29 protein-coding genes are annotated in these 23,632 nt (G+C 40.7%); all 29 read right to left on the bottom strand.

The genetic code is table 11. From position 1 onward, the window contains the following. Positions 1 to 5: 5 nt before the first annotated feature. Entirely contained in the window at positions 6 to 1,820 is a 1,815-nt protein-coding gene (atzF, locus tag FTV03_RS07555; protein WP_180007652.1) for an allophanate hydrolase, read from the bottom strand. Positions 1,821 to 2,624: 804 nt separating this feature from the next. Continuing rightward, positions 2,625 to 2,888 (bottom strand): hypothetical protein, encoded by a 264-nt coding sequence (locus tag FTV03_RS07550; RefSeq protein ID WP_180040812.1) that lies wholly within the window; start codon positions 2,886 to 2,888, stop codon positions 2,625 to 2,627. A 3-nt stretch (positions 2,889 to 2,891) separates the two neighbouring features. Then, complete coding sequence (locus tag FTV03_RS07545) at positions 2,892 to 3,638, bottom strand: N-acetylmuramoyl-L-alanine amidase (RefSeq protein WP_180040810.1); 747 nt, start codon at positions 3,636 to 3,638, stop codon at positions 2,892 to 2,894. Next, positions 3,635 to 3,916 (bottom strand): phage holin family protein, encoded by a 282-nt coding sequence (locus FTV03_RS07540; protein WP_034702970.1) that lies wholly within the window; start codon positions 3,914 to 3,916, stop codon positions 3,635 to 3,637. The genes FTV03_RS07545 and FTV03_RS07540 overlap by 4 nt, the downstream gene beginning before the upstream one ends. A 127-nt stretch (positions 3,917 to 4,043) precedes the next feature. Further along, a complete protein-coding gene (locus FTV03_RS07535; RefSeq protein WP_180040809.1) occupies positions 4,044 to 4,910 on the bottom strand; it encodes a leucine-rich repeat domain-containing protein in 867 nt (288 codons plus the stop codon). Then, a complete protein-coding gene (locus FTV03_RS07530) occupies positions 4,910 to 7,891 on the bottom strand; it encodes a phage tail protein (protein ID WP_180040807.1) in 2,982 nt (993 codons plus the stop codon). Before FTV03_RS07530 ends, FTV03_RS07535 begins: the two co-directional genes overlap by 1 nt. Beyond that, the gene (locus FTV03_RS07525; RefSeq protein ID WP_180040805.1) at positions 7,875 to 8,066 is read right to left on the bottom strand and encodes a hypothetical protein; all 192 of its coding nucleotides are present in this window, start codon (positions 8,064 to 8,066) and stop codon (positions 7,875 to 7,877) included. Before FTV03_RS07525 ends, FTV03_RS07530 begins: the two co-directional genes overlap by 17 nt. Continuing rightward, a complete protein-coding gene (locus tag FTV03_RS07520) occupies positions 8,063 to 8,308 on the bottom strand; it encodes a hypothetical protein (protein ID WP_218950634.1) in 246 nt (81 codons plus the stop codon). Before FTV03_RS07520 ends, FTV03_RS07525 begins: the two co-directional genes overlap by 4 nt. Before the next feature lie 9 nt (positions 8,309 to 8,317). Continuing rightward, entirely contained in the window at positions 8,318 to 9,235 is a 918-nt protein-coding gene (locus FTV03_RS07515) for a phage BR0599 family protein (protein ID WP_180040803.1), read from the bottom strand. Next, positions 9,232 to 10,443: a hypothetical protein gene (locus FTV03_RS07510; protein WP_180040801.1), complete on the bottom strand. Its 1,212-nt coding sequence runs from the start codon at positions 10,441 to 10,443 to the stop codon at positions 9,232 to 9,234. The genes FTV03_RS07515 and FTV03_RS07510 overlap by 4 nt, the downstream gene beginning before the upstream one ends. Before the next feature lie 24 nt (positions 10,444 to 10,467). After that, positions 10,468 to 13,773 (bottom strand): tape measure protein, encoded by a 3,306-nt coding sequence (locus FTV03_RS07505; protein ID WP_180040799.1) that lies wholly within the window; start codon positions 13,771 to 13,773, stop codon positions 10,468 to 10,470. Between the two features lie 66 nt (positions 13,774 to 13,839). Next, complete coding sequence (locus FTV03_RS07500; protein ID WP_180040797.1) at positions 13,840 to 14,178, bottom strand: hypothetical protein; 339 nt, start codon at positions 14,176 to 14,178, stop codon at positions 13,840 to 13,842. A 115-nt stretch (positions 14,179 to 14,293) separates the two neighbouring features. Continuing rightward, positions 14,294 to 15,007 carry a hypothetical protein gene (locus FTV03_RS07495; protein ID WP_180040795.1) on the bottom strand — a complete coding sequence of 238 codons (714 nt, stop codon included), beginning with the start codon at positions 15,005 to 15,007 and terminating at the stop codon, positions 14,294 to 14,296. Positions 15,008 to 15,095: 88 nt separating this feature from the next. Next, on the bottom strand, positions 15,096 to 15,752 hold the full coding sequence (locus tag FTV03_RS07490; RefSeq protein ID WP_180040793.1) for an ORF6N domain-containing protein: 657 nt from the start codon (positions 15,750 to 15,752) through the stop codon (positions 15,096 to 15,098). Between the two features lie 410 nt (positions 15,753 to 16,162). After that, positions 16,163 to 16,342 carry a hypothetical protein gene (locus FTV03_RS07485; RefSeq protein WP_180040791.1) on the bottom strand — a complete coding sequence of 60 codons (180 nt, stop codon included), beginning with the start codon at positions 16,340 to 16,342 and terminating at the stop codon, positions 16,163 to 16,165. Positions 16,343 to 16,355: 13 nt separating this feature from the next. Next, a complete protein-coding gene (locus tag FTV03_RS07480; RefSeq protein ID WP_180040789.1) occupies positions 16,356 to 16,910 on the bottom strand; it encodes a hypothetical protein in 555 nt (184 codons plus the stop codon). A gap of 106 nt (positions 16,911 to 17,016) precedes the next feature. Then, on the bottom strand, positions 17,017 to 17,193 hold the full coding sequence (locus FTV03_RS07475) for a hypothetical protein (RefSeq protein WP_218950633.1): 177 nt from the start codon (positions 17,191 to 17,193) through the stop codon (positions 17,017 to 17,019). Positions 17,194 to 17,243: 50 nt separating this feature from the next. Next, positions 17,244 to 17,681, bottom strand: a complete 438-nt coding sequence (locus FTV03_RS07470; protein WP_180040787.1) for a hypothetical protein — start codon at positions 17,679 to 17,681, stop codon at positions 17,244 to 17,246. 5 nt (positions 17,682 to 17,686) lie between these two features. After that, a complete protein-coding gene (locus tag FTV03_RS07465) occupies positions 17,687 to 18,166 on the bottom strand; it encodes a phage tail tube protein (protein WP_180040785.1) in 480 nt (159 codons plus the stop codon). A gap of 74 nt (positions 18,167 to 18,240) precedes the next feature. After that, positions 18,241 to 18,597 carry a DUF3168 domain-containing protein gene (locus FTV03_RS07460; protein WP_180040784.1) on the bottom strand — a complete coding sequence of 119 codons (357 nt, stop codon included), beginning with the start codon at positions 18,595 to 18,597 and terminating at the stop codon, positions 18,241 to 18,243. Further along, complete coding sequence (locus tag FTV03_RS07455) at positions 18,594 to 19,055, bottom strand: HK97-gp10 family putative phage morphogenesis protein (protein WP_180040783.1); 462 nt, start codon at positions 19,053 to 19,055, stop codon at positions 18,594 to 18,596. Before FTV03_RS07455 ends, FTV03_RS07460 begins: the two co-directional genes overlap by 4 nt. Before the next feature lie 10 nt (positions 19,056 to 19,065). Beyond that, positions 19,066 to 19,404 carry a phage head closure protein gene (locus FTV03_RS07450; protein ID WP_218950632.1) on the bottom strand — a complete coding sequence of 113 codons (339 nt, stop codon included), beginning with the start codon at positions 19,402 to 19,404 and terminating at the stop codon, positions 19,066 to 19,068. A gap of 3 nt (positions 19,405 to 19,407) precedes the next feature. Beyond that, the gene (locus tag FTV03_RS07445; protein ID WP_180040781.1) at positions 19,408 to 19,581 is read right to left on the bottom strand and encodes a hypothetical protein; all 174 of its coding nucleotides are present in this window, start codon (positions 19,579 to 19,581) and stop codon (positions 19,408 to 19,410) included. 104 nt (positions 19,582 to 19,685) lie between these two features. Continuing rightward, complete coding sequence (locus FTV03_RS07440; RefSeq protein ID WP_180040779.1) at positions 19,686 to 19,829, bottom strand: hypothetical protein; 144 nt, start codon at positions 19,827 to 19,829, stop codon at positions 19,686 to 19,688. Next, on the bottom strand, positions 19,830 to 20,117 hold the full coding sequence (locus FTV03_RS07435; protein ID WP_180040777.1) for a head-tail connector protein: 288 nt from the start codon (positions 20,115 to 20,117) through the stop codon (positions 19,830 to 19,832). Continuing rightward, positions 20,098 to 21,372 carry a phage portal protein gene (locus FTV03_RS07430; protein WP_180040775.1) on the bottom strand — a complete coding sequence of 425 codons (1,275 nt, stop codon included), beginning with the start codon at positions 21,370 to 21,372 and terminating at the stop codon, positions 20,098 to 20,100. Before FTV03_RS07430 ends, FTV03_RS07435 begins: the two co-directional genes overlap by 20 nt. A 10-nt stretch (positions 21,373 to 21,382) precedes the next feature. Next, complete coding sequence (locus FTV03_RS07425; protein ID WP_180040773.1) at positions 21,383 to 21,601, bottom strand: hypothetical protein; 219 nt, start codon at positions 21,599 to 21,601, stop codon at positions 21,383 to 21,385. A 70-nt stretch (positions 21,602 to 21,671) separates the two neighbouring features. Further along, entirely contained in the window at positions 21,672 to 23,018 is a 1,347-nt protein-coding gene (locus tag FTV03_RS07420; protein WP_180040771.1) for a phage major capsid protein, read from the bottom strand. Beyond that, positions 23,015 to 23,629 carry an HK97 family phage prohead protease gene (locus FTV03_RS07415; RefSeq protein WP_180040769.1) on the bottom strand — a complete coding sequence of 205 codons (615 nt, stop codon included), beginning with the start codon at positions 23,627 to 23,629 and terminating at the stop codon, positions 23,015 to 23,017. The genes FTV03_RS07420 and FTV03_RS07415 overlap by 4 nt, the downstream gene beginning before the upstream one ends. Positions 23,630 to 23,632 lie beyond the last annotated feature (3 nt).

Here is a 23,632-nt window from a genome sequence, read left to right as displayed (position 1 = left end):
TTTTTTTAATTTGATTTTGCTGTTGTTGCTTGCAGTGATTGGATATAAGCGCGCCAGCCGCCAAATTCACTGATATTTTTTGCACCGTTTAGGCCATAAGGTTCACAAATAAAGCCTTTCACCCAACGTCCATCGGCAAGCTCGACATTGCCCATACCTAGTGGTGTTGGAATTTCGGCGACAAATTCACCAAAGCGTGCTTTTGGAATATCCCAAAGCTCGACAATAATTTTTTGACCCGCTTCCTGACGCGCTAAACCTGGTTTCGGCGGTACTGTGCCCGGCAGTGCATAGAGGGCGTAATCGGCAGAAGTCGTTGTGGTTTCAACATGCACGGCTTGGCGTGTTGTCAGTTGGAAATTGAGTGGCATACCTGTGAGATGTGCGCCTACAACAGCAACACGAAAATGCTGTGCTGATGGTGCAGAAATGACTGAAGCTGCGTCAGGCAATGTTTTAGCTACTGCACCCAGCGGTAATTGCAGGTGGTTTTGCCATTTTTCTGCAAAGTCTGCTAGAGCCGTATCGTGCCAAGCCGGCGCAATGAATGTGATTCCAAAAGGCAGCCCGTCGGCACGAAAGCCTGTAGGTACAGCGATGGCACTGAGGTCAGCTAAATTAGTAAAGTTGGTATAGGTGCCAAAGTGGCTATTATTTTCAATTGGCGCTTCTGCCATTTCAGCCAGTGTATGAATGGTTGGCGAACTTGGCACCACTAAAGCATCAAATTGCGCTAAGGTTTGCTGAATTTGGCGTGCCAAATCTTGCTTTAAATATTCGGCGTTATAAGCATCCACCGCAGTGTACTGCTGCCCTTTTTGAATAATTTCTAAAACTGTTGGATCAAAGTCATCTGCATGGCTGTCTAAAATTTCAGCTACGGCTGCCGTACGCTCTGCTACCCATGACCCTTGATACAGTTGTGCAGCCAATTTTGCAAAAGGACTGAAATCAATTTCAGTTAGTACTGCACCTAAGTTTTTTAATTCAGTTAGTGCTTGCTGAAATGCATCAGCAGATTGAGCATCGCCAAAAAATTCTAACTGTTTTGGAATGGCTAACTTTAATTGTGCGCTGAACTTTGCAGGCGCTGTTGCTGGGTTCACACGTGAATAGCTGTCGGTTACATCAAAACCTTCCATAACTTCTGCCACTGCAGTTGCATCAGCGACGGTTAAGGCAAAAATTGAAATACAATCTAAGCTCTTACAGGCAGGCAATAAGCCTGTATTTGAAAAGCGACCTTTGGTCGGCTTTAAACCGACAATATTATTGAAAGCTGCAGGGATTCGTCCTGAACCTGCAGTATCTGTACCGAGTGCAATCGGGACTAAACCACGTGCTACTACACTGCCTGAACCAGAGCTTGAACCACCGCTTACATAGTCAGGATTAACAGTATTCGGCACGGCACCAAATGGCGAACGCGTACCGACTAAACCAGTAGCGAATTGATCTAAATTGGTTTTACCTACAATGATGGCACCTGCTTGTTTTAAGCGCTGCACCACAGAGGCATCTTCAGTTTTAATGTCCGTAAATAATTTAAACGCAGCCGTCGATGCAAAGCCCACCACATCAATATTATCTTTCACTGCAATAGGCACACCAAATAAAGGTAAGGCCGTAGCATTTTCAATTTGTTTTAAAGCTTTAATCTGAGAAGTTAATTGCTCTATAGATGCAATGGAAATCCATGCTGGGTCTACGCGATCAAATTGCTCGACCAAGGCATATAAGTCTTCAAGTTGAATTGTGTTATTCGTGTAGGCCGCTTTCCATTCCGCTAAGGTCCAGCCTAAAGTTTTTATTGAGTTCATTGATGTGCTCATTCTTGTATCCAAGTTTGAATACTGTGTTGCACACATCATGCCAACTCTAATTATTATTTATTTTTCAATATCTTAATATATTTTATCAATCATTTGCCTATTTTATTTAGCCAGTACAAAAGGATAAATGTTCTATTAAGTTTCCAAGCTCCACTATTTTGGTGCATGACTTTTATAATCGTGTTTTCAATAGATTCTTTTCATTTAGATGCAGATATAAATACAGTGAACTTTCTATTTTCACTCTTTATAAGCTTTCAATTTAGATGTTTTGTATGACTTTGAACTTAGAATAAAAAGAACTGAGAAATATTTTGAATTTTATATATAGAAAAAGATACATCAATGATGGCTAAAGCAATATTGGGCTTTGAGATTGATCGGGTTGAATAGAAAAGTAGTAATAATAAAAGCTATTGATTCGCAAAATTTAGTTCAACAATCAAAACTAAAAAATGGTGCGCTCAGCGTGCATAAGAATTTAAAGTTAATATATTGTATTTTAATGATTTTTATTAAGCAATATTTGAAATATACCACTATATGTACTACTAAAATATAAAATGTCATGGGTTCGAGTCCCACGTTAAACAAGCACAAGAAATACGCCTGAATTCCCAGAAAGCCGAAACCTATCTGTCCAATGATGGATTGGCAATAAACAAAGAATAATTTCAATTCATTCAATAATTTATATTTTTTATAAAAATCAATAGTTGCAAAATAGTTGCAAGACAAACAAAAAAGATGCCCTCAGTCCGAAGACCGAGGGCATGTGTAAAATTGGACCACTTAAGAATAACGCTTGATGTTAAATACGGACTTTGCGAAGTCAATAAACGTGATAATCACCTTCGCCCAACGTTCCCAATTCTGGCCAAGATCCGCCACGAATGATTTCACGAAAGCCAATACCCATGCCTTTTTATCGGCACCTGAATCACGCTCTTTTTCCGCTGCATCCATAGCATTGACAGTCGTTTGAACGATTTCACGCCCAACACCATAAGCATCCACAATCGGAGAAAGTGCACTTGCAATAGTTAATGCAGCCATGTGTTATGCCCCTTTTTCATATTCGATTAGAACTTTGGCCACAGCTTTTGCTGCGATCCAATAGCGTGCCTGGAATGCTGCCAATTCAGCTTCATTCGAAATGAAACCTAACTCAACAATCAAACCACCGGCATTGATATAACCCAAACTCCCCCGGGCCGATTGGCTTTGATCAATCCAGCCATCATTACCACGTAAACGGCTACCCAATGCTGAAGCTACTACTGCAGATAGATCCTGTGCCAGTTTCTTGTCTTTTGGCAGAGCAATCGTTTCAATGCCATTCGCCTGTTTTGAAGTCGCTGCATTCATATGGAATTCAACCGCAACACTAGATCCTTTGATCAACTTGATGGCCGATGAAAGCGGATCATTCTGTGATCCAGTACCATCGTTTTTGACCTGGACACCAGCTTCACGCAAATAAAAAGAAACCGCATTCCTGAAATTAGTCACCAGGTCAGCTTCTTTAATTTTGCCGTTTACTGCACCAGGATCAGAATTACTATGCCCTGCTGTAACAGCCACAAAACCCAAAGACTGATGCAAACTTGGCTGATACCACTTTTTACCAAGCCACGATAAAAAGACCATAACACCACCTGTCACGTAGGCATGGTACTCAACAGGGATTACTTTAAAGTCCATCGCCCATTGCAATGCCGGAATAATGACAAGTAATAAAAAAGCTCCCAAAATTGGGAGCTTTACAGAAAGATACTTCCAGGCACTTTGTTCAATTAATTTCATTTGACACTCCAATTCGCAGCCTTATTCTTAAGCCAGTTTTCAATAAATGTACTTCCAAGAATTCCCAGAGCTGATGCAATTGCGATCAAAGCCAGTGGATGAATATCCGGAATTTGTAATAAGACCCCACCAGCCAAAACGGATGAAGCCGATCCCAAAATAGTCCGACCTAAAACAAGTCGAACAGTTAGCCTTTCCTCAGATACCAGAAGTTTGGACAGGCCAATGACAGCCCCGATCACGACAAGCATCCAAAATGTTTTTTCATGCTCCTGCATGATTCCCCCTATAAATTCGGCAATAAAAAAGAGCCTTTCAGCCCTGGTGGATCGGATGAGTAGTCATTGGACATTGTGCCCCCTAAATTTTGGTAATAAAGGTAATAAAAAAGCACCTGATGGTGCATTAAATAGCTTGTATTCTTGCTGCAAAAGTAGACCAGTTTGGGGCTGCTTTATATGCTTCAACTGACCCGGCAGGAACTTTAATAATGCAGGTTGATTTTAGTATACTAAAAGTCGTACTTGTGATTGTCGGTGGTGTTGTCGCAAAGCATGTAATCTCATTGCAACTCGTTAAGCCTTGAAAAGAGTTGTTAGTACAACTCAACAAACTTGACGGCAATAACAAAGATAAACAGGCTGTAGCACCAGCAAAAGACTGACTGCCAATTTGCAAAACACCTTCAGGAATATCAATATTCTTAATTGCTAACCACGACTGAAAACAGTTGGCTGGGATGGCAGTAATATTACTTGATAGCGTAAAGGATAGCGCAGCAGACCACCCTTCGAAAGCATATGCTTCCAACTCAACTACAGAGTTGGGAATAACCAAACTTAATGCTGATCTCCAAGACCTAAATGCTGAATTTTTAATTGAAACGCAGCTATCCGGTATCACAAGAGATAAAGCATTGACCCAACTCGAAAAAGCATTACTTTCAATTGATATTACGCCACTTTTAATGATCAGCCCTGTTGCTTTCTGCCATACTGCACCCACATTGTTTGAGGCAAATGCGTAAGCCCCAATTGAACCACTTAAATGCAACTCTACAGCGCCAATGTTGTTTGGGAAATCATTGAGTGACCCTGTGAATTGGATTACACCCCCACCAACTACCCCTGATGGTGCGTACAATTCGATTGATTTTGTTGCGGTATTCTTTTCAGCGGTGACTGTGATTTTCTCGCCACCGTTGTAATTCTCGGCACCAAAAGAGATGGTGAAATCACCATTTGCGTCCGCAACCCCTGTGTATGTTGTCATTAATCATCTACCTCGATTGTAATCACCGCACCTGGTATTGCTTTTCCTGAAATACCAGACCCATTAAATTGCATATTAGCTTTCAGCGATGTGTCCACATCAACAGTAATATTTGCAGCTGGAACTGTGTTGCCAGCAACGCCTGAATCATCTATTGATGCTGCTAAGATTAGACTTGCTGACTCAGCAAAGAATGAATGTTCAAATATTTGATATGAAGCATATCCGTCACGCACTGACCAGAGTTTTAGCGTGTGTGGCTTGTTCGGAACCAATGCAGATGCAGCAATTGTTGCGGTGTTTAATTCAATGTTAACTCCACTATCCAAAACAAAATTTTCAGAAATCAACTCATAAGAATACGTAACACCACTCTCAGCTGTCACGCCTGTATCAAAAAATCCAAGTGTTGCACCACCTGTTTGCTGCAAGCGATTTCGGTCAACCCAAGTCAAAACAATATCATTCGTTACAACGATTGTTTCTGGAAAATAATTTCCATTGAATTTCACGTTTGCCGGTGGGTATGGTCTGAATGCACGTGCGTTCATTTCAGTAGCAATTGAGCCTTCCTGCTCAAGCATGCCTGACGGAGTTGTTGTGAGCACAGAAACAAGGACTTCTTCACCAGCTACATATTCCGTTGAGTCGAAAGCTACATCACTACCACAGAAATAAAGTTTTGTGCCCATTCCCCAGTCTTGCGGCAATGAATCAAGCGCACCACGTTTCACACTCACAACACCGGTATATGCATCAACACCTTGAAAGACCATCCACTCACCCGGTGTTCCAATCCAATCACTTCCACATTTAATTAGAGTTCCGATCAGCAGCCCAGAAATCGCAGCACTATTTTTAACTGTAAAGCTTGTTGAGGTTTTTGAAATGATCTGATCAAGTTCGGCAGTGGGCTCATAGTTAATTGTCGCAGCACGAAGCCATTCCTCACCTTCTGTGCCGTCGTGCGTCATCATCACAGCATAAAGAGAATTGGATTGTGGCTGTTGAGCTACCACTCCGACTAAGCCGAAGTTATTTTCATAACTCAACTCCTCATCCACTTGACGCTGACCAAGTGCCATGACTGCTAGATAATAAGGCATCTCAAAAGGTTCGTATGGACATGCTAAAGGCGGCTGCACACCAACATCAATCGGCTCATCAATCACAATATCTGATGATAAATTACTTGAATACGGAGTGACTTCAACAAAATCAATTGATACATCAGCACCCGTGCCGAGGTTAATTTTCATTATTCGAACTGTAATTGTGCCTTGCCATTTTCGTGGCCAAGATAATTTCAAAAGGTCGTAACGGTTCCACTTTCGCGCATTGTACTCAGCAGTTGTGAAAGAGCCCTTCCATATGGGTGAAGACATTTGCTTCAACTTCCATTGAGCTACGATTGCAGCATTACGTTGATTCATAAAGTATGGAAAATCTGCATCCTGAGCATTTACACGTCCATTTAAGTTGCGAATAGACGCATTTTCAGCGATTGAAAAAGATGAATCTTTGATTGCACCACGATTGTAGTAAGTCACATTGAGTTGATTAATTGCTTCATCCGCATTTGCAACTTCAAGCGACATACTTTTAATTTTATTGACAGCAATAGTGTAAATCTCATTTTCTTCAAACCAATCATCACGAAATAAAACCATTTCATACAATCCAGTTTGACGGTTTACACGCACACCAGCCTCAATGTGTCCGCATAATTCTTCAATTGCCTCTAGGCATGATTTTTCAGTGATTGACCACGAAATACCAAGACCTTCATTCCAAATCCGATCTGCCGCTTTCATGAAATTAATATCATTTACATCAGATTCGGGCTTGCCCATTGCTGTATCATCAGTAAGAATCTCGCGAATTTTATGAATTGGATTTATATCAGGGTGTTCTGTATTTATTTGAATATAAGGCTTGGTGCTCAATCTCAACTCAAAACTCACTGAGAATGTATGAACATTTGCAATAGCGTTTAAGTCACTAAAATAATTTCCATCACAACCACCCTCAACCTCTAACACACCATCTTGCTTAACAATGATATATCCAGTAAATTCCGCCATCCAGTGTCTGGAGGTACTAATGTCATTATTTGAAAATATAGTTAAACCATCGAAATTTAGCGTAAGATCGCCCGTATATATCGCGGTTCCTCTTATCTCCCACACGTCATCTTTCTTAAAAATCCGACTTTCAAACCTTCTTAGTGCTTGACTCTTCAAATGTTTACTAAGTCTCCCCCCTATTGTGACTGTACCGATGCCGCTATTTAATAAAGACCCGTTAAAATATGTCTCCGAGTCAGTCTGACTTTTTTCACCATCAAACTCTGTATAATGTGTAGATGGGATGTAAAGTCTTGGCAAAACGGCAGACTCAAAAGCCGCCGCATTAATCCATATTGCCCCAATCTCACAAACAATTACACCATCCCCCCGAACCTTGTACCACTGTTCACGCCCATCATTTCTAACTCGCGTACGCTTCACCCAAAGCAACATCTCTTTCATGTAGCCTGAGTTGCCGACGTAAAAACCTTTTCCCGGCACAATTCCATCTTCATACTCATCTGCGAGATCTTGAAGCTCTTCATCAGTCATGCCTTGAAATTGACTAGCTAATTCACTACCACTAAATGAAATGTAGGATTGATAAGGATATGCTGAAGCTGGCAATGAAATTGAATTCATGTACTTTGTGTATGCAGAGTCAACAGTTTGAATCTTTGAACCATGCTTTATATTGAGCACACCACTCACACCACCTTCGTTTTCACCGTACAGGTTTGGCAGGTGGAGGTAGCAAAGCTCCCCATTAGTCCCCATGGGTACACGTTTTCCAGTCTCCCATCCTCGTTTATCAAAATTTATCCCAAGAACTTTTTCAATCGGATTGCCAATAAATAAAAGGAAATTTGCAAAATAACGATATCCAACGACCTGCTTACTGCTTCCGCCCATTTTTTACATACTCCACAACTTGCTGCGCCATCGCATCATTGGTTTTTTCGACCGTTTTGAGATCAATGCCGTTCTTTAAAAAATCCTGCCAATCCCAACCTTGAGCCAAAAAAAATGCCCGCGATCCGCGAGCACACATTTTGGCTTTCCGTAAATCCGAGATATAAATTTTCATTTTCCACCTTTGCTTTTGATTGCAGTGGTTTTTTGACCCCAAATATGCGTGATGTTTCCATACATGTGTGGACTGCCTGCGATATCACTAAATGAAGTACCTTCATCTGCAATTGTTCCATCAAGCTGATTTGCAGAAGCACTATTCTTTTTTTGCATTTTCCGCATGTTGTAATAGCTGTATGCTGCTGTTGCAACCATCAGCGCAAGCATTGCGTATATCACCCATGGTGCAATAACCATAAAGCCCCCTTATTTAATCAGCTGCGTATATATTGGGTTTTGACTTGGAATAAATGGATGCCCTGCAAAATTCAGGCTGTTATTGAGTTTTTCATGACAGGTTTTTAGTGACTGATCGCAACCCGGTGCAACACGTACCACATCACCAACTTTTAAGCCTATATGTTGACGATATAGCGATAGAGAATTACCACCGCCCGCCGTGATTGTGGTGTAAACACCATCTTTCACTAACAGGCCTAAATTCACCCATCCAGCAGGATATGCTTTGGTTTCCATGACTGGTGCACCATCTTCATAAGTAGGATTGCCTTGACCGTCTAAAACAGGTTGACCTAGTTCATCTAAAACAGGGATTTGCTCAAAAATCGGATTACCTTCTTCATTAATCATTTGTGTAGGCACAACAGCAAAGCTCACTGTCAAGTCATTGATCGCAGTCACTGTGACTTCAAAAGACCATTTATTAAAATTCAGACCACACCAGCGGTCGTAAATCGAGTTTGGACACGAGGATTGAAACTTACGCGTCAAAATATTGCGATTTAAGTACGATTCACCTGTTTCACATACCAGTGTCAGCGTGTCTGCATCTTCATCAAATTTCGGCTGCGTCACACGGCCTTTATGCAGTACCAGCGTTTCGTTTTGATATAGCTCAAGGATTGTGACGGTTACACCGCCATAAAAGATTTTCCCTGCAAACACTGCAGCAAGGTTTTCACCTTCCGCATTTAATAAGCTCATTTGCGGAAGTGTCACTTCGGTATCACACTTATCAATGCTTTCATCTTCAATCGCAGTGCGTGAAAGACCGCGAATTGGTAGATATTCAATACCTGCGTGTGTGATTACTTTACGCTGATTGGTGAAATACCACGTGCGAGTACCGTGCTTAAATTGATAAAGTTCTGCTCTCGTTTTCATGATGAAAGCTCCACAATTGGCACTGTGACTTGCGTTTTATGTGCGCCTAAAAATTGAAATTCGATTTGGTCCGCATCAAGCCGATGCAGGCCTAAATAGCAAATGGTTTGGATGTTGCTGCGTTGAGCATTGATTGCTGGCGATACAGTGAGTGAACCGCCTGTTTTTGCAGTAATCGTGTGCGCTGTCCAAGTGCCATCTTTGCGTTTCACAGTAATGTGTTTTCGATCCGCTTCAAGCAAATACTTTGTATTTGTACTGAGTGAAGTTGTAATGTTGCCAGTATTGAGAATATTCAAATGCTTCTCATATAACGGCATCCAAAATGCCTGAAAACGCCCCATTCGACGAAACAAAAACTTGCGATACTCTGTGTATTGGTTCCAGTCACGTAGTAACGACTTAAATGGTTTTAAATATCGTGGCTTGGCCCAATGTGTAAAATCCTGAAAGCCACCAACATCACCATCAACAATGTTTTGATGTTGCGTCAGTGTCATTTCTAATGAGCTGCCATCCAACAATAACGGCTTGAAGTAAATATCATCACCAAGGAATTGCTCAGGCATATCAGCTTCAAATTCAGGTGAATCTTCTGCAATCACGCGAAAAACTACACTTGAGCTAGACCAAAATCCGCCCGTATTAATTGAAGCATCGCCATCAATAATGCAGATCCGTAGCGGCATGATTGCTGCATTGGTTGCTGTCACATTGGCTGCAAGTCGGAAGCCATCCTGATACTCAGTAATCAATTTTTGAATGATTTCTTGCGTTTCAGGATCTCGAATTTCTTCTTGCACAATGATGTAACGACCAATGCTCACAATCTCAGCAACTTGAGGGCCTTCAGAACTTTCAAGCAAAATAAAACCGACTCTAAGGTCGGCTTGGTGTGCTGTTGTGTCCATGATAATGAAGTCGCTATCTTCAAGATTTGGAATAATCTGTCGAAACTGTGGCAGCGGAATACCCCACTGTTTACGCAAATTTGCATAGAGCATATGGAACATGTCACCCATGGCTTTACGCATGTTCACATAATTAAAGCTCAAGACTTGACGTGGTGCATCACGCTGAATGTATCGAATTTCACTACCATCAAACGATTCATGCACCTCGGTTTTAAACTCAAGACGTTCGGTAGAATCAAGCAGAGGGCAATTTGTTAATACGTGTACTTCGCCATATTTGGTTTGTATTTTCATTTTGTCCTCAAAAATAACCCTGAGTTAAACACCCAAGGCTGAACGGTTTCGTTTAAAGAACTTCACAAAAGCTTTTGTACCGTCAGGACTGAATAAGTAATCACTCAGACTTTCACGCTCATCAACAATAACGAAGTTCGGGTTTAGGTTTACTTGGGATTGACCACTTGAGTTTTGGGCTTGGGAAAGATAGTTAGTCAAATCCTTATTTTGTTGAGGGTTCAACACACGTTCACCACCGTCCAGCAGCCAAGTACCCTCTTTCGGAATGTTATCGATACCATCGTGGGCCATACCTGTAATATTTACCGACCTAATGCTTGCAGCTTGGGCAACCTGTAATGCTGCCGCTGCCGCTCCAATTGCGGGCGCAATATACGGGCCAATATAAGGCGTCCCAACAACAGCATCATAAGCTTTTGAATAAGCAGCTGGGATGTTTAGCATTGCTTGCGCAACAGCAAAAGCTTTTTGTGCAGCAAATAATACGGCGTACGTTTTAGAGTTTTCATCAACTAGGCTTGCAAAACCTCCAAGCATACCCTCCATATAACTAGCAGTTGATTTAGCTTGAAGTTGCAACCTTGCGTTCTGATATTCTTCTTCAGTAATCAGCATCTGAGCACGTGCTTCAGCAAGCAGATCCATATCTTCTTGGTATGGCGATTTATCCAAGCCCATCATGGACTTGTAGTCTCCCCATACCTGTTCACGCTCAGCGTTTGATTCTAAACCTTGATTGAAGTTTGCCTCTTTAACAAGGCTCTGTTTCATCTCAGGTGAATATTCAGCAGTATTGAGAATCTCCTCTCGTATTAATGCGTAATATTCTTTGGCGTAGTCAGCAGCTGATATCCAGTGTCGTTTTGCTTCGAGCAGTTGCTTAGATTGAGCAATCCTAATTTTTTCAATTTCAGCATTACTCTTATCAGCCAATGATTTTAAAGCTTGCTCTTTAAGCTCATCATTCATTTGAGAATCCAATTGAATTCTTAATGAATTAATTTTCACTTGCCGGTCAAGTTTTTCCGTCGCAGTCTCTTGCCATTCATTTAGATCAGCAGCAAGTATTTCAATATAAAGTTGCTTTTCAAGGCTTGCTCTCTGCGTAGCATTTTGAATAAAGCCACTTGTATCACCTACACTAAATTTGGCTTTTCGTATCTCCTCAATCTTAGCAGCTAAGTCTTTTTCAATCTGCATCTCACGAGTTGCGAATTCATACGCAATTCGCTCACGTGCATTAGCCTGCTGCTCCTTCAAACGCTCTGCCTCTTTAGCATCTTTAGCCTGTTGCGACAGGGCTGCTTTTGATGACTTGGCAGAATTACTCGCTGCTGCTTGAGCGGCTTTTTGACGAGCCTCACGCTGTTTATCTACAGCATCAAGCTGGTCAAGCATTTTCTTTTGCTCAATCGTTACACCCTTAAAACCATTCTTGGCATTCTCATTATAAACTTCTGTCCATCGAGCAGCAGATTGACTTGACTTCCCTTGCTTTTCAAATGCGTTCTGCAGTTTTGCCGAAAAAACATCAGAACTTAATTTCGTGTTTACTTCATTCAGAGCAGAAGCTAAATTGCGCACACCTGTTGCTGCATTATGGCCAGCATTTGCAGTTCCGTTTAGCTCCCCAGATAATTGTGCAATAAAATCTTTTTGAGTTTTTGCTTCAGTGCCGGCCTCATAAACAGCTTTTGCAAAATTTGCCGTTTTGTCTTTTGCATCTTGCGATACCCTGCTTGAGTTCTGAACAGAAGTATTGAATGCATCCAAATCACCAGTTTTCTTATATTCAGCAAATAACTTTGATAACTCAACTTGAGATTCAGTAACAATTTCCCCCATATTGCCCATATTACTGGCATAAACCATGAGTTCAGCAGATGCCTTTCGGTATGCCTCATTAAGCTCTTCTAGCTTCTGGCGTTCTGCAGCCATTTGGGCGTCACGCTGAATACCATTTAGTTCACGGTATTTAACAATTGCATCACCCACAGCCTCATTGTTTTCACGCAACGACTTAGTTGATTCATTTGAGTTATTGCTTAAATACATATACCCAGCGGCCAGCGCAGTCACACCGATAGTGATTGCACCAATCGGCCCGCCTACTAAAGCCAACGCCCTTGAACTTGCTGTGCGTGCTGCAGTAAGTTCAGATTCTGCAGCTACTTGCGTTGCCACAGCAGCAGCCGATTGCTTCATCGCTATGTTGTGTGCAATTTCTGCTTGGGTTAGACGCATTGTTGCTGCAGCACGTTCTTGACGTGTTGTTGCCGAATTCATTTCCGCTCGTGCAAGATTAAGTTCCGTTAGTGTTTGTGCAGCAGCTTGACGGCTTCGCTGAACCTCTAATGCCAATAGACGAGCTTGACTAGCAGCCTCTGCTTCTGCAGCAGCTGCTCTGGCTGTAGATGCGATTATAGCTTCACGAACAGCGACGGATTGTTCAGCAATTCGTTTTGTCAAATAGGCCACACCACCCAACATCGCAACATTTGCAACAGTTTCTAAATTTCCAGCTAAAATGCCCAATGCTCCAGCCATCATTCCAGTCGCAGAAGTTGATTCGTTTGCTTTACCTAAATAATCAGTCACAGCATTTGATAGCACTGTAAATCCATCAGCAAGACTATTCTCCATACTGTTGGCCAGCGCTTCACTTTTTTCACGGCTTGCATCAAGTGCATTATTTAAATCTTTTGTGCTTAATTTTCCAGCATTACCCATAGACAAAATATCAGCTTCAGATTTATTTAAACTCTTTGATAAATCTCCAACAATACTTGGAACAGCAGACAAGATTGAAATCCAAGCATCACCTGAAACTTTGCCGCTATAGATGCTTTTCATATAAGCATCAGTTGCACTGGCTGCTTTATCTGCAGCCGTTGCATTATGCGTAAATGAAAATGACAGACTATCTGTAATACGCAAAGAGCGCTCTGTCGTTTCACCATAAGCCTTTAAAGCACCACCAACATCTAAATAAACCTGCTGCGCCTCTTTTAAAGGACGGTATGTGGTATTTGCGGTTTGCAAAAGATGTTCTTGAACTTGGTTATATTCTTGCTGACTACTGGTTGCATTGCGGATCTGCGCTGCCATCTGGGTATATTCATCTGCCATGCTGATCACTGAACCAACAGTAAAGCCTGCCAGTGCTGTAACCCCTAAACCTTTGATCATTTCAATCGCAGAACCCGCGCTGTTTTCAATACGTTTAGATTCGCGCTCTGCAGTATCACCGGCCTTTTTCATTGGCTCGGTAAAACCAGCTGTTTTGGCAATTAAATCCAGCGTTAATGTTCCAAGCTTAGTAGCCATATGTTTTCCTCTAGGCGTAAAAAAACCGCCTAGATGGCGGTTTATATTTATAAAGTAGCAAATTAGTTATTTTGCATAACTAATACAGTGTTTTTGCCAAAGTTCATTGAATTGAGCCACAGGGATATCACCGTCCATAATCACAATTTGCTCACTTGCAGCTATATATTTTTTAAATCCAGTAAATGCTCCAAATCCATTTTTTGCATTAACTTCACCACAATACGCAACCTCATTTCTAAACTTTGCCGAGTCTGCATCTTTGAGAAATTGCTGAACTCTTTCTCGCCCCAGTCTATTAACTTTTATCTCAGTCATTTCAGCTTTTGCTTTAGCTTTTTCAGCCTCTGACTTCCCACAACCAACTAAACCCACAACAAATGCTAATAAAATAATTTTCTTCATGCTAAACCTTTAAACCAATTTCATATATTTTGCCGAATTTGCCACTCTTGATGGCATATCTAATTTCAAACCATAAAAATCCCTGCAAATGCAGGGTTTAATAAAATCATTTAATTTAAAAATTATAACGTAGACCAGCTTTATAAGTTACACCATCATAGTCACCGATGTAGTTTGAACTATAGTCATAATCTATTCCACCGTGCCAAGAACAAGTCCCAGATCCAGTACTATCACTCCAAGTACCATCATTACAGCGGGTTTCTTTTTCACCTGTAATATTGAAGGACCACTTATAACCAATACCTGTATAGAGTGAAAAATTCGGCGTAAATGTATAACCTGCTTCCAACCCAATAGGGATAGTCCAATATGAAGACGTATCAAACCCATCAGCATCTAAAACGCTAAATCCTGTACCAAGCGTACCTAAAGCATAAAATCCATTTAAGTTGATAAAGTTTAAATGCCCGCCAAATGAAAACTCATAAGCCTTACCGTCATATTCATTATTCTGCTGATATTCAAACTTCCCCCATACACCATTTTTATGTGGTGAAGATGAATACCCTATACCAAAACCTGTCAAATCTTCTTCTATATTATTTTCAAACTTAGCTTTTTGTGCTGAATACTCCAACATTAGCGAATGATTAAGCTCTGCTTCATTTTTATATTTTGCAGGCTGTAAAGGTTGAAACTTAGTTTCTTCAATTGGAGTAACCTCATTACCTAAAGGAATTGGTGCACCTTGTTGAATAATTAAAGGCCGATCTGCATGTGAAAAAGCTGATATAAAAAGACCAATTGCTAAAATACTTTTTTTCATATTACCCCCTGTTTTATTCACATGAATCTAACAAAGAGAACACAAAAAAGCCATCCTTAAGGATGGCTAATTCAGAAAACTAATTTTATTACACACCGCGCCAATTCAATCTACCTAAAATTGGCAACAGATCCGCATCCAGCTCTAAACTTTCCCCCAATCGCTCCAGCGACCTAGAAAAAAGCTCTAATTCCTGAATAATCGTTTGGCAGTCTTTTTTCACTACATCTAGCTGCGCCCGACGGATCATGGTGTATTGATCGGCACGTCGTACAATCAAAGTACCGTCCTTTTGATTCTCAACAAAATAATGACCTTCCGCTTTAGGCAAATACAAATCATTGCCTGTCTGTCGGTACGGTGTTTTTTGCTGTACCGCAGGTGCTGCACTTTCTTGCGGTTTAAAATAACTGTCTTCCAAACGCTCAAATACATCCCAGGCATGGTCGGTATCTAGCATTTTGGCATGACGTGCAGCACCACGTTCAGTCCAAAGAATTAAATGAGAAATCATATTTGAAAGCAACCCTCTGAATGAGGGTTGCTTCTTAAACTCTCTTAATTCATCGCCTTCCAGTTTGAAGTAATGTTTTCCTTCAATGAAGCGACCTAAATTTCGGTTGTAATTTTGGTTAATATTTTTAACCTCAACACCATATAACTTTGCAAGTTGTGTAGTCGACACAACTGGAATATTTTTAAAACGGATAACTTGATTTTGAGATGCAGAATTTTTTGTACTCATGATGAATACTCCTGTTGATATAGGAACAATCACCACCAAAACTGAGTCCAAGCAATTTGGGTGGCGGATTAAGCAGGATTGGACTTACCAGTCAACAGGGGCTGGCGCACCGAAGTGCTCCCACCTAACCCACCATAGCGGGTGCTTTTCTGCAAGGTGCAGAAAGCTATAGGCAATAAAAAACCGCGAAAGCGGTCATTTTGACCTGTTGACAAAATTGGAGTCCAATCCAAACACTAGATTTTGCTAGTGCCTTTTTAAAGTAGCTTGGATTGAACATCTTGTCAATTTCATTTCGGGTTTTTGCCAATATACAGCAAAATCTAAGTTTAGTTAATATTTTTGGATAAAATTAAGTTAACTTAATATTTAGGGTGTAAAAAACCCTGCAAATGCAGGGTTTTTGTTACTTATGAAGCTTTTCGCATTCGAGAATCCTTAAGTACTTGTTGCATGTCACCTTGTAAAACATTACGCATACTTGGCATATTGTTACATGCTTTAGTAATTACTTTTGCTACCAAGTCATTAACATCTTTTTCTTGTGATTTTGTTAAATGAACATGCCTTTGCAAAGATAAGACTTTCATATTTACCACCCATTTAAGCAGACATTTGTTTACGTCGGAAAGCAAGCCAACGCTTGCCTTCAAATTCGACCGCTAAACCAGATTTCTCTAATTCTGTTTTGATTCCTTCAGCTGCATCATGCATTAACTGAAGGAACTGTTGACTGTAATCGGTTCGTGCGTAGATTTTAGTAGCACTACCAGGAACATTAGAATGTTGCAAGAAATTTTGAACTAAAAAGATCAAATATTCAGCATATTTTGAATCATAAGCTGAATCTAGCAAACTATCAAGTTCAGGACTTATATAAATATCAAAAATCTTTACAGTTACTTCACGACCACGACGATGATAGCCTACAGATGCAATTATGCTCGGTGTACTGCATTCATTTTCTCGTATCCCAATATAAGTCGTTAAACTTTCGCGATTTAAATAATCCCCATAAGCCTTACTAGCTTGTATATGTTCAAAAAATTGCTCATTAAGCTCAATGAGTTCATCGTCAAGATTTAATGCAATTCCGTTATCAATCCAAACACGCGCTGTCGCTTTTAAAGACTCTTCATCAAAATGTAAAATTTCCAAACTTGCCCCTCAAATTATATTATTTTGCTTACAAACAATAACAAAATCTAAAATCTTTATAAAGTGATTAAAAGCCTTGGTTAACTTCAGTAAAAAAGAAACCAAGTTAACTTGATTTCTTTTTGATCGCTTTCATACGTTCTTCTTCAAAAGACGTTTCTGGTACATCTTCATGCGGCATATAGGCCAAAGCAGAAACACTTTCAGGATCTTTCACTTTAAACATCGTGTAGTGTGCCATCCAGTTACCAAAACCTTGCTCTATTCTGCGACCAAAAAACAAAGAGCCTCTTTTTTTACGAAAGGCTCTCCATATTTGAAGCTCAGCATTATCTAAGTTTCGCTTTGCGTCTCTGATCGTGTTTCCACCGATTCCGCAGCTGACGAGTTCGCACCAGAATTCATTTTCTTCAAGTGCTTGATCTGCTGCTTTCCCGTAAAATCATTGACCGCTTCAGATGCTTTATACATCGCATCAATAATGGCTGGAACAGGTTTACCTACACTTTCAAGCGTTGGAAAACACGGTTCATTTGTATCTGCATTATAAATAGTTTTTTGCACACGAAGCTTATGCAGATCTGCCATAAGCATATCTGTTAGATCTTTCCCGCGAGTCAAATCTACCGCTTCATCAAAGCTTAAAAGTTTTACAGCGATATCAGCTGTGTAGTCTTTACCATCAATGGTAAATACAATTTCTTTAGGCACCAACTCCGTAGAAATTTTCTCCGAAAGCCCTAATAGATCAGTTGAGGTTAATTTAGTCATTATGGCTACACCTTAAATTGATCAATCACTTCAGTTTGGCGCTTCATTGGAATCGTGTGATTCACCATTGCATCTACAGCAAACACTGGCGAGCCTTTTCGCAAGATTGCTTCAAAACTTGACCAAGTTCGTGTTTCAGGAAGCTCAATATCACTGCCAGTTAATGTTGGCTCTGCAATACCATCCGACCAACCCACATATACTTCTACTTTTTCCTTAGCCGCCGCCAATTCAAGCAATTTCATATGTGAACCATTTTTCGGATCAGTATCAATTTGAATAGAACCTTCACCCGGTGTCACCAAACCATACTCAGAAGTTTTTGTACTGGTTTCTTCCAAGCAAGTCGTGTCAACTTCTGATGCGCTATCATCACCAAGTACCAAAGCTTTAATACAACCCATTTTGGTTAATGTCGGTACAGTGCCATGGACGATCCACACTGCTGTACCATTAGATAAAACACCTTTCTTTTGTGCTGCCATGAGTAGCTACTCCTCAAATTTTTGGCATAAAAAAACCACCTTTCGGTGGTATATAAAACAAATTAATTAATGACTCATACGCCCGACCAGTAACTCATATCCCAGCCGCGGCCAAACAGTTTTGTTTCATAATCTTCATTATCTGGATGCTTTCCTTGATAGAAAAAACCTATTTTTTCTAACACTTTTACTGCACGTGAACGAATTTCTTCAGCTTCTTGAATATCGTCATGCCAAACCGAAAATTGATACTGATTATTATCATTCACTGCACCACAATCTATAGCATGTTCAGGATCGGAACCGATTCCCTGAAAAACGATATATGGAACAGGTGTATCCAAGTCTGCAGTATTCGGAAAAATACGCACACCCAGTAATGGCCCCAAAATATCATCCGCCTTAAGCGCTCGTGAAATTTCAACCGTCATGATGCTAACTCCTTATCCAGCTCTGCATTAAACACTTCAGCAAATTTGGTTGTCACGGCATTAAAATTATTAAAAAATGCAATTCGCATAAAAGGAATGGCAGGCTGATATTTAGTTCCAAACTCTATATAACGCCAGTGCCGAGTATCTCCACCGCTCAACCCAGCTGTGCTGATTGAATGCTGGTTTTGACTTGCACCTCCTCTAATACCAACGCGCATTTTAATATCGTTAGCACTTTGAGTTTTCCCTGCCTGAACTGCAATATTTTTATGAATCATTGCGACAGTTTCAGGGTCATCAATTGACTTTGCATTTGTACGAGCCGCATCTCTTACAATATTCATTGCTTTACGGGCTGCTTTACGTGCAATAGATTTTGCTTTTTTAGGATTGGCCAATCGATCTAATTTAGACTTAACCTCATCCAATCCTTTCATTTTAAATTCAACTGACATATCACCCGCCTTAGGCGTGCTCTGTACCCTGAGAAAGTAAAAAAGTCATGTATTCGTTGCCGCTATTGTTGTCTTCTAAGGCTTGGCTATCAATTGCGTAAATTTGGTCCTTATAAACAACGCGCATAGTCGTATTAATATCTTTACGATAACGCAGTTTTAAGCGGCCAACGACTTTGGATTGATTCGCCTGTGCCGCAATCAAATCCTTGCCGGACAGATGCGTCACTTTAGCCCAGAGTTTTTTGTATTCAGTCCAAACTACAGGGATCGGATAGCCATCTGCATCACGATCAGGCCCTTTTTGTTGAATCATCACACGATGGCGTAATTCACTTGCTAAATTCATAATCTAGCCATCCAAATATCCGGATAATGAAGATTCATTATCCTCATCATCTTGTATAAGCTCAGCAATCAGATCGTTATTTTGATCAACAATTTGCGCCAAAACTTTGTTTTGCTCAGCGTGGCTGTTGATCAATGCTGTGATCTGCTGACTTTGGTTGTTTATTGTTTCCAACATTTGATGCACCAAGCTGCTGCAGCAGTTTTTGCATTCGTAGCTTTGCGCGCTGGGTGTGTTTTCTGATCCACTCACGTCGTGCCTCACATCCTGAACAAGTCATATTATTTATTCCAAGCAAGCCAAGCCAATTCAATGGCTGGCACCTCAAATACGCCATTTCGACGTATAAAAAGGCGCTCACCATAAATGAAAACTAAATTGGTATATTGCGGTGTTTGTTTTACGAAGTTAATGAATTCATCCATCTAAACCACCAATGGTAGGTAATAGGGAGACAATAAATCCTTCACCGGTTGCGGCAAAAAACCATCATTTGAAGGCGTGTCTTTATTTACTCCACGATGTTCATCGAAATAACCACACATCATCAGAATAGCGCGCTGCTGAATCTTATTTTCAGCATCATATTTCGTCAGCACATGATCTTTTACAGCTTGCTCTGCACTGTCCATAATGGATTGCAGGTCTAAAGCCACAATATCGTCATCGTCATAGCGAAGATGACGAGCCACGTCATTCACTGTTAGCGCCATCACCTTCTCCATTTGATTTGCCAGAACCCGAAGCAAAGGGATCATCTTTCGAATCACGTTTTGAAATTGCTTCAAGTGAATAGTTTTGCTGCTGCATGTATGGCGTATCACCGCCAGTTTTAGATTCGTAATTGAATACTGCCCGCGCTTCGTTTGGTGCAAAAATACCGCGCTGCACGCCAAGCGAATAAAAGTTCATTTGCGACATACTGTCCATGCGAAGCAAAGTTGAAAGATCAAGAAATACTTCATAGCCTTTAGCTTTTAAGTCAAAAGCTGCATCAAAGCAGTTTTCAATCGCTTCAATCGGACTTTGCAAACAACTGTTCAGGTAGATCCGTTCCATGTCTTCAACTTTTTGCCCTTGTGGAATACTGCCAATGCCAATTTTCCAAGGCGGGACATTAAAGACAGAACAGCAAATTTCAGCAGACCATTTATGTTGTTCAATCATTTGCGCATCTGCAGCTGGCATAGACATCGCAATGTATTTCACATCACCACCAAGTACTGCAGTTTTCCCAATATTTTCGCCCGAATAATTTTGTTCCCAGCCTTCTTTGATGCGCTTTGCATCTTCTTCTTCAATTTTTCCTGGCATTGTCAAAATGCCACTTGGTCGACCGTTATTACCAAAGAATTTGGCACCATATTTTTGAATAGCCGTCCCTTGCGAAGCTGATAAACCACAAGCGACCAAAGGGCTAATTCCAACCAGCGGATGATACAAACAGTTCCAACGGTCATGAACGATTTCAGAAGCAGGTAAGATGATTGATTCTGTTTGTTTGGCCAACTTATCAATGCCAATCCGGTAGAACACATCACCCTCATCACTGACCAAAGGCGTCACATTGTCAGGATTTAATACAATGAGCTGCTCTACATCACCTTTAAAATTTCGCAGCTTGAGCACATAAGTATTGCCGCGGGTTTCTTTGGAAATGATGTAATACTCAAGAAACTGCTGCATGGTTTGAAAATGATTCGGCTTTTCAAAGAATGGTAGGTTTTCGTCCTTGGTTTTGACCCAAACCCCATTTTCTTTTTTGCGTAATTCTAAAGGCAGCTTGCCAATATCTTTTGAAATGATAGAAATGCAGGCAAAAACAGCATGAAATGAAAGCTGGTCTTCACGATTTAGCTCTATATTTCGCTGCCAAGCACCAGTGAAAGGTTCAAAAATTTTAGTCCACCCACCGTTATTAACTGTAGAGAAAGACTTTTTGCGAAACATCTTGCTAAAAAGACCCATTTTTTCAACCTCAGTTAACCACTACTTGCGCGACACTTCCGAAATCATCAATTACTGGTGATCCATTCAGATTCAATAAAGTTATATTTTCAGAAGAATCAACAGATGGCTTCAATTTAATTTCTTTGGCAAAACCCAATGCTATGAGAACTTTTCCCTCATGATCCTGGACTATTGCCTTTTGCCCTTTTTTACCAAGTGGTGCATCTTTTAAATATTTGATTTCCACTTCATCACCTTTTTAGTAATTAAAAAAGGTAGCTATTTCTAGCTACCTTCAACCAAAATTTAAATATGATTTACTGCAAGGTTTGGCCCGAATAATCAATCCAAGCTGCCGCTAAAGCATGACGCTTTTTCCAACGGATGTAACGTTCAGCACGAACAGCAACCATGTTTTGCTGCCATAAATTCAGAGAAACGTCATCTGTTCCATCGTTATAATCCAGAGTCGCTTCTGAAGAAATTGAAAGATCAATACCACCATTATCCGCAAGTAAGATTTCCGATGGTTTAATTAATGCAATAATTGAACCTGCAGATTCAGATTCAACAACCGGTAAACCTTTCAAGGTTTTTTCACCGACTGGCGCATCCATACCACGGTAAACAGGGTTCCCTAAAGCATCAATCAGATCAGACATAAAGCTAGCCATTGTCTCACTCATGATGTAGTAACATCCCGTCAACGAAACATTACCCGCAATAAACTGACCGCGCAGTTTACGCAGATCTGAACGGAAGTTATCTATTGTCAAACCTGCAGCCGTGATCGGAGTGACACCATGTAAAATAGACGCAGGGCTTTCAATAGTCTCTGCTTTTGCTGGTAGTAAGAATTGAGCATCCGAAAAACCAGTAATGGAATCCGATAGATCCTGCATGACCATTGCATCTACTTTAGGATCTGAAAACTTACCTAATTCATCTGAAAATGGCACGATGCCTGCGATTTTAGCGAAAGATAAGGAAGTTTTACCAATGACTAAATTAGTAACTGGTTTTTTCTTACCTTCACCTACCCAGTTCACAATACTGCCGCTAGTTTTAGTTGGAACGGTAATATTAAATGGCACTTCACGGAAGCCTTTAATACGCCCAATAATTGTTTGAGGACGCATAACATCCATAAAGTCATTTACTAAGTTCTGAGTTTGTATTAGCGCTGAATACTCATCACTTGATGTTGTTCCCGCAACCGCTTTTGCAACATTTTGAACAATTTCTGGAGCATTCCAAGATTTCAATAAATCGCTAGCACTTACATATTCACTATGATTTTTAGCAAGTTGTTGCGATGCCACTTTTGCACGGACAATCATCGCTATACCGTGACCTTTAGGCAAATTGCTTTCAGTTTTAACCACCGTTTTACCTTGGGTTGAGTTCAACCCTTTTTCAGAAGTACTACCGTCAACAGGCGTTGTGGTGTCAGCTAATGCAGCCTGTGATTTCTGAATAGCTTCAAGACGGTCCTGATTTTTTTGCATCACAGCAATTTCATCCTGAAGACCTTTAATTTCAGCTTCAGTTGCTTCATCCGGCGTAACGCCCTTTGAAATTGATGCACCTGATTTCACAACAATTTGGTCTTGATGTGACTTAATATTTGCCTTTAATTTTGCAATCTGTTCAGCAAGTTTCATACGAGTTTTACTCCAAAAGATTTTGATGTTTCAGCCAATTTCACGACCAAATGTTTTGATTCAGGCTGCGTGACTACGGGCGGTTTACACGGCAGAGTTTTTTCCTGCTGCTCAGTATTTTGTTTAGTTGTCTGATCGGGATGGCAGAGTGTCTTAATGCCAGTGATTGTTGCTTCCTGATTCGCAGGAATCGTAACTGCCGATAATTCATACCAATCCCATTTAATGAATTTATAGCCCCAAGTGCCTTGAATATCCGCAACTTCAAGACCTCGGAATCCAATTGAAAGACCGCGCACAAGCCCGGTTTTAATACTGTCCCATGCTTCCTGCAGGCGCTTCTTCAAGTCATCTGATTCAACTTCATCTGGTTTCACAAGCTGAATAACTACTTTGATTCCTTCATCCGTTACTTGAGCTTCAGTTACATTTCCAATTGGCTGACGTTTGTCGTGCTGCCACAAAAAAGGCACTGGCAACGTGAATTGTGCACCTTTAGGTTCCACAACATCATCAACACGGTCAGGTGTCGGTGTCGTTGCAATTCCTTCAAGCTTCCACTCTTCATCATTGACTGATTTGACTTCGAGTAAGCTGTAAGCAAGCTTCATCGC

It is taken from the genome of Acinetobacter sp. YH12218 (assembly GCF_013417925.1).
Lineage (GTDB): Bacteria > Pseudomonadota > Gammaproteobacteria > Pseudomonadales > Moraxellaceae > Acinetobacter > Acinetobacter amyesii.
The sequence above is the reverse complement of the archived record's forward strand: the minus strand, read 5'-3'. Positions and strand labels throughout refer to the sequence as shown.

Excerpts from the sequence above, each read along its gene's own strand:
- FTV03_RS07535 (WP_180040809.1), bottom strand. The coding sequence starts at position 4,910 with ATGACAACATACACAGGGGTTGCGGACGCAAATGGTGATTTCACCATC.
- FTV03_RS07450 (WP_218950632.1), bottom strand. The coding sequence starts at position 19,404 with ATGAATTTAGCAAGTGAATTACGCCATCGTGTGATGATTCAACAAAAA.
- FTV03_RS07435 (WP_180040777.1), bottom strand. The coding sequence starts at position 20,117 with ATGGCGCTAACAGTGAATGACGTGGCTCGTCATCTTCGCTATGACGAT.
- FTV03_RS07455 (WP_180040783.1), bottom strand. The coding sequence starts at position 19,055 with ATGTCAGTTGAATTTAAAATGAAAGGATTGGATGAGGTTAAGTCTAAA.
- FTV03_RS07525 (WP_180040805.1), bottom strand. The coding sequence starts at position 8,066 with ATGAAAATTTATATCTCGGATTTACGGAAAGCCAAAATGTGTGCTCGC.
- FTV03_RS07420 (WP_180040771.1), bottom strand. The coding sequence starts at position 23,018 with ATGAAACTTGCTGAACAGATTGCAAAATTAAAGGCAAATATTAAGTCA.
- FTV03_RS07495 (WP_180040795.1), bottom strand. The coding sequence starts at position 15,007 with ATGAAAAAAAGTATTTTAGCAATTGGTCTTTTTATATCAGCTTTTTCA.
- FTV03_RS07470 (WP_180040787.1), bottom strand. The coding sequence starts at position 17,681 with ATGACTAAATTAACCTCAACTGATCTATTAGGGCTTTCGGAGAAAATT.
- FTV03_RS07530 (WP_180040807.1), bottom strand. The coding sequence starts at position 7,891 with ATGGGCGGAAGCAGTAAGCAGGTCGTTGGATATCGTTATTTTGCAAAT.
- FTV03_RS07540 (WP_034702970.1), bottom strand. The coding sequence starts at position 3,916 with ATGCAGGAGCATGAAAAAACATTTTGGATGCTTGTCGTGATCGGGGCT.
- FTV03_RS07460 (WP_180040784.1), bottom strand. The coding sequence starts at position 18,597 with ATGACGGTTGAAATTTCACGAGCGCTTAAGGCGGATGATATTTTGGGG.
- atzF (WP_180007652.1), bottom strand. The coding sequence starts at position 1,820 with ATGAACTCAATAAAAACTTTAGGCTGGACCTTAGCGGAATGGAAAGCG.
- FTV03_RS07545 (WP_180040810.1), bottom strand. The coding sequence starts at position 3,638 with ATGAAATTAATTGAACAAAGTGCCTGGAAGTATCTTTCTGTAAAGCTC.
- FTV03_RS07550 (WP_180040812.1), bottom strand. The coding sequence starts at position 2,888 with ATGGCTGCATTAACTATTGCAAGTGCACTTTCTCCGATTGTGGATGCT.
- FTV03_RS07510 (WP_180040801.1), bottom strand. The coding sequence starts at position 10,443 with ATGAAAATACAAACCAAATATGGCGAAGTACACGTATTAACAAATTGC.
- FTV03_RS07500 (WP_180040797.1), bottom strand. The coding sequence starts at position 14,178 with ATGAAGAAAATTATTTTATTAGCATTTGTTGTGGGTTTAGTTGGTTGT.
- FTV03_RS07515 (WP_180040803.1), bottom strand. The coding sequence starts at position 9,235 with ATGAAAACGAGAGCAGAACTTTATCAATTTAAGCACGGTACTCGCACG.
- FTV03_RS07490 (WP_180040793.1), bottom strand. The coding sequence starts at position 15,752 with ATGAGTACAAAAAATTCTGCATCTCAAAATCAAGTTATCCGTTTTAAA.
- FTV03_RS07445 (WP_180040781.1), bottom strand. The coding sequence starts at position 19,581 with ATGTTGGAAACAATAAACAACCAAAGTCAGCAGATCACAGCATTGATC.
- FTV03_RS07430 (WP_180040775.1), bottom strand. The coding sequence starts at position 21,372 with ATGGGTCTTTTTAGCAAGATGTTTCGCAAAAAGTCTTTCTCTACAGTT.
- FTV03_RS07465 (WP_180040785.1), bottom strand. The coding sequence starts at position 18,166 with ATGGCAGCACAAAAGAAAGGTGTTTTATCTAATGGTACAGCAGTGTGG.
- FTV03_RS07440 (WP_180040779.1), bottom strand. The coding sequence starts at position 19,829 with ATGGATGAATTCATTAACTTCGTAAAACAAACACCGCAATATACCAAT.
- FTV03_RS07485 (WP_180040791.1), bottom strand. The coding sequence starts at position 16,342 with ATGAAAGTCTTATCTTTGCAAAGGCATGTTCATTTAACAAAATCACAA.
- FTV03_RS07505 (WP_180040799.1), bottom strand. The coding sequence starts at position 13,773 with ATGGCTACTAAGCTTGGAACATTAACGCTGGATTTAATTGCCAAAACA.
- FTV03_RS07415 (WP_180040769.1), bottom strand. The coding sequence starts at position 23,629 with ATGAAGCTTGCTTACAGCTTACTCGAAGTCAAATCAGTCAATGATGAA.
- FTV03_RS07520 (WP_218950634.1), bottom strand. The coding sequence starts at position 8,308 with ATGGTTATTGCACCATGGGTGATATACGCAATGCTTGCGCTGATGGTT.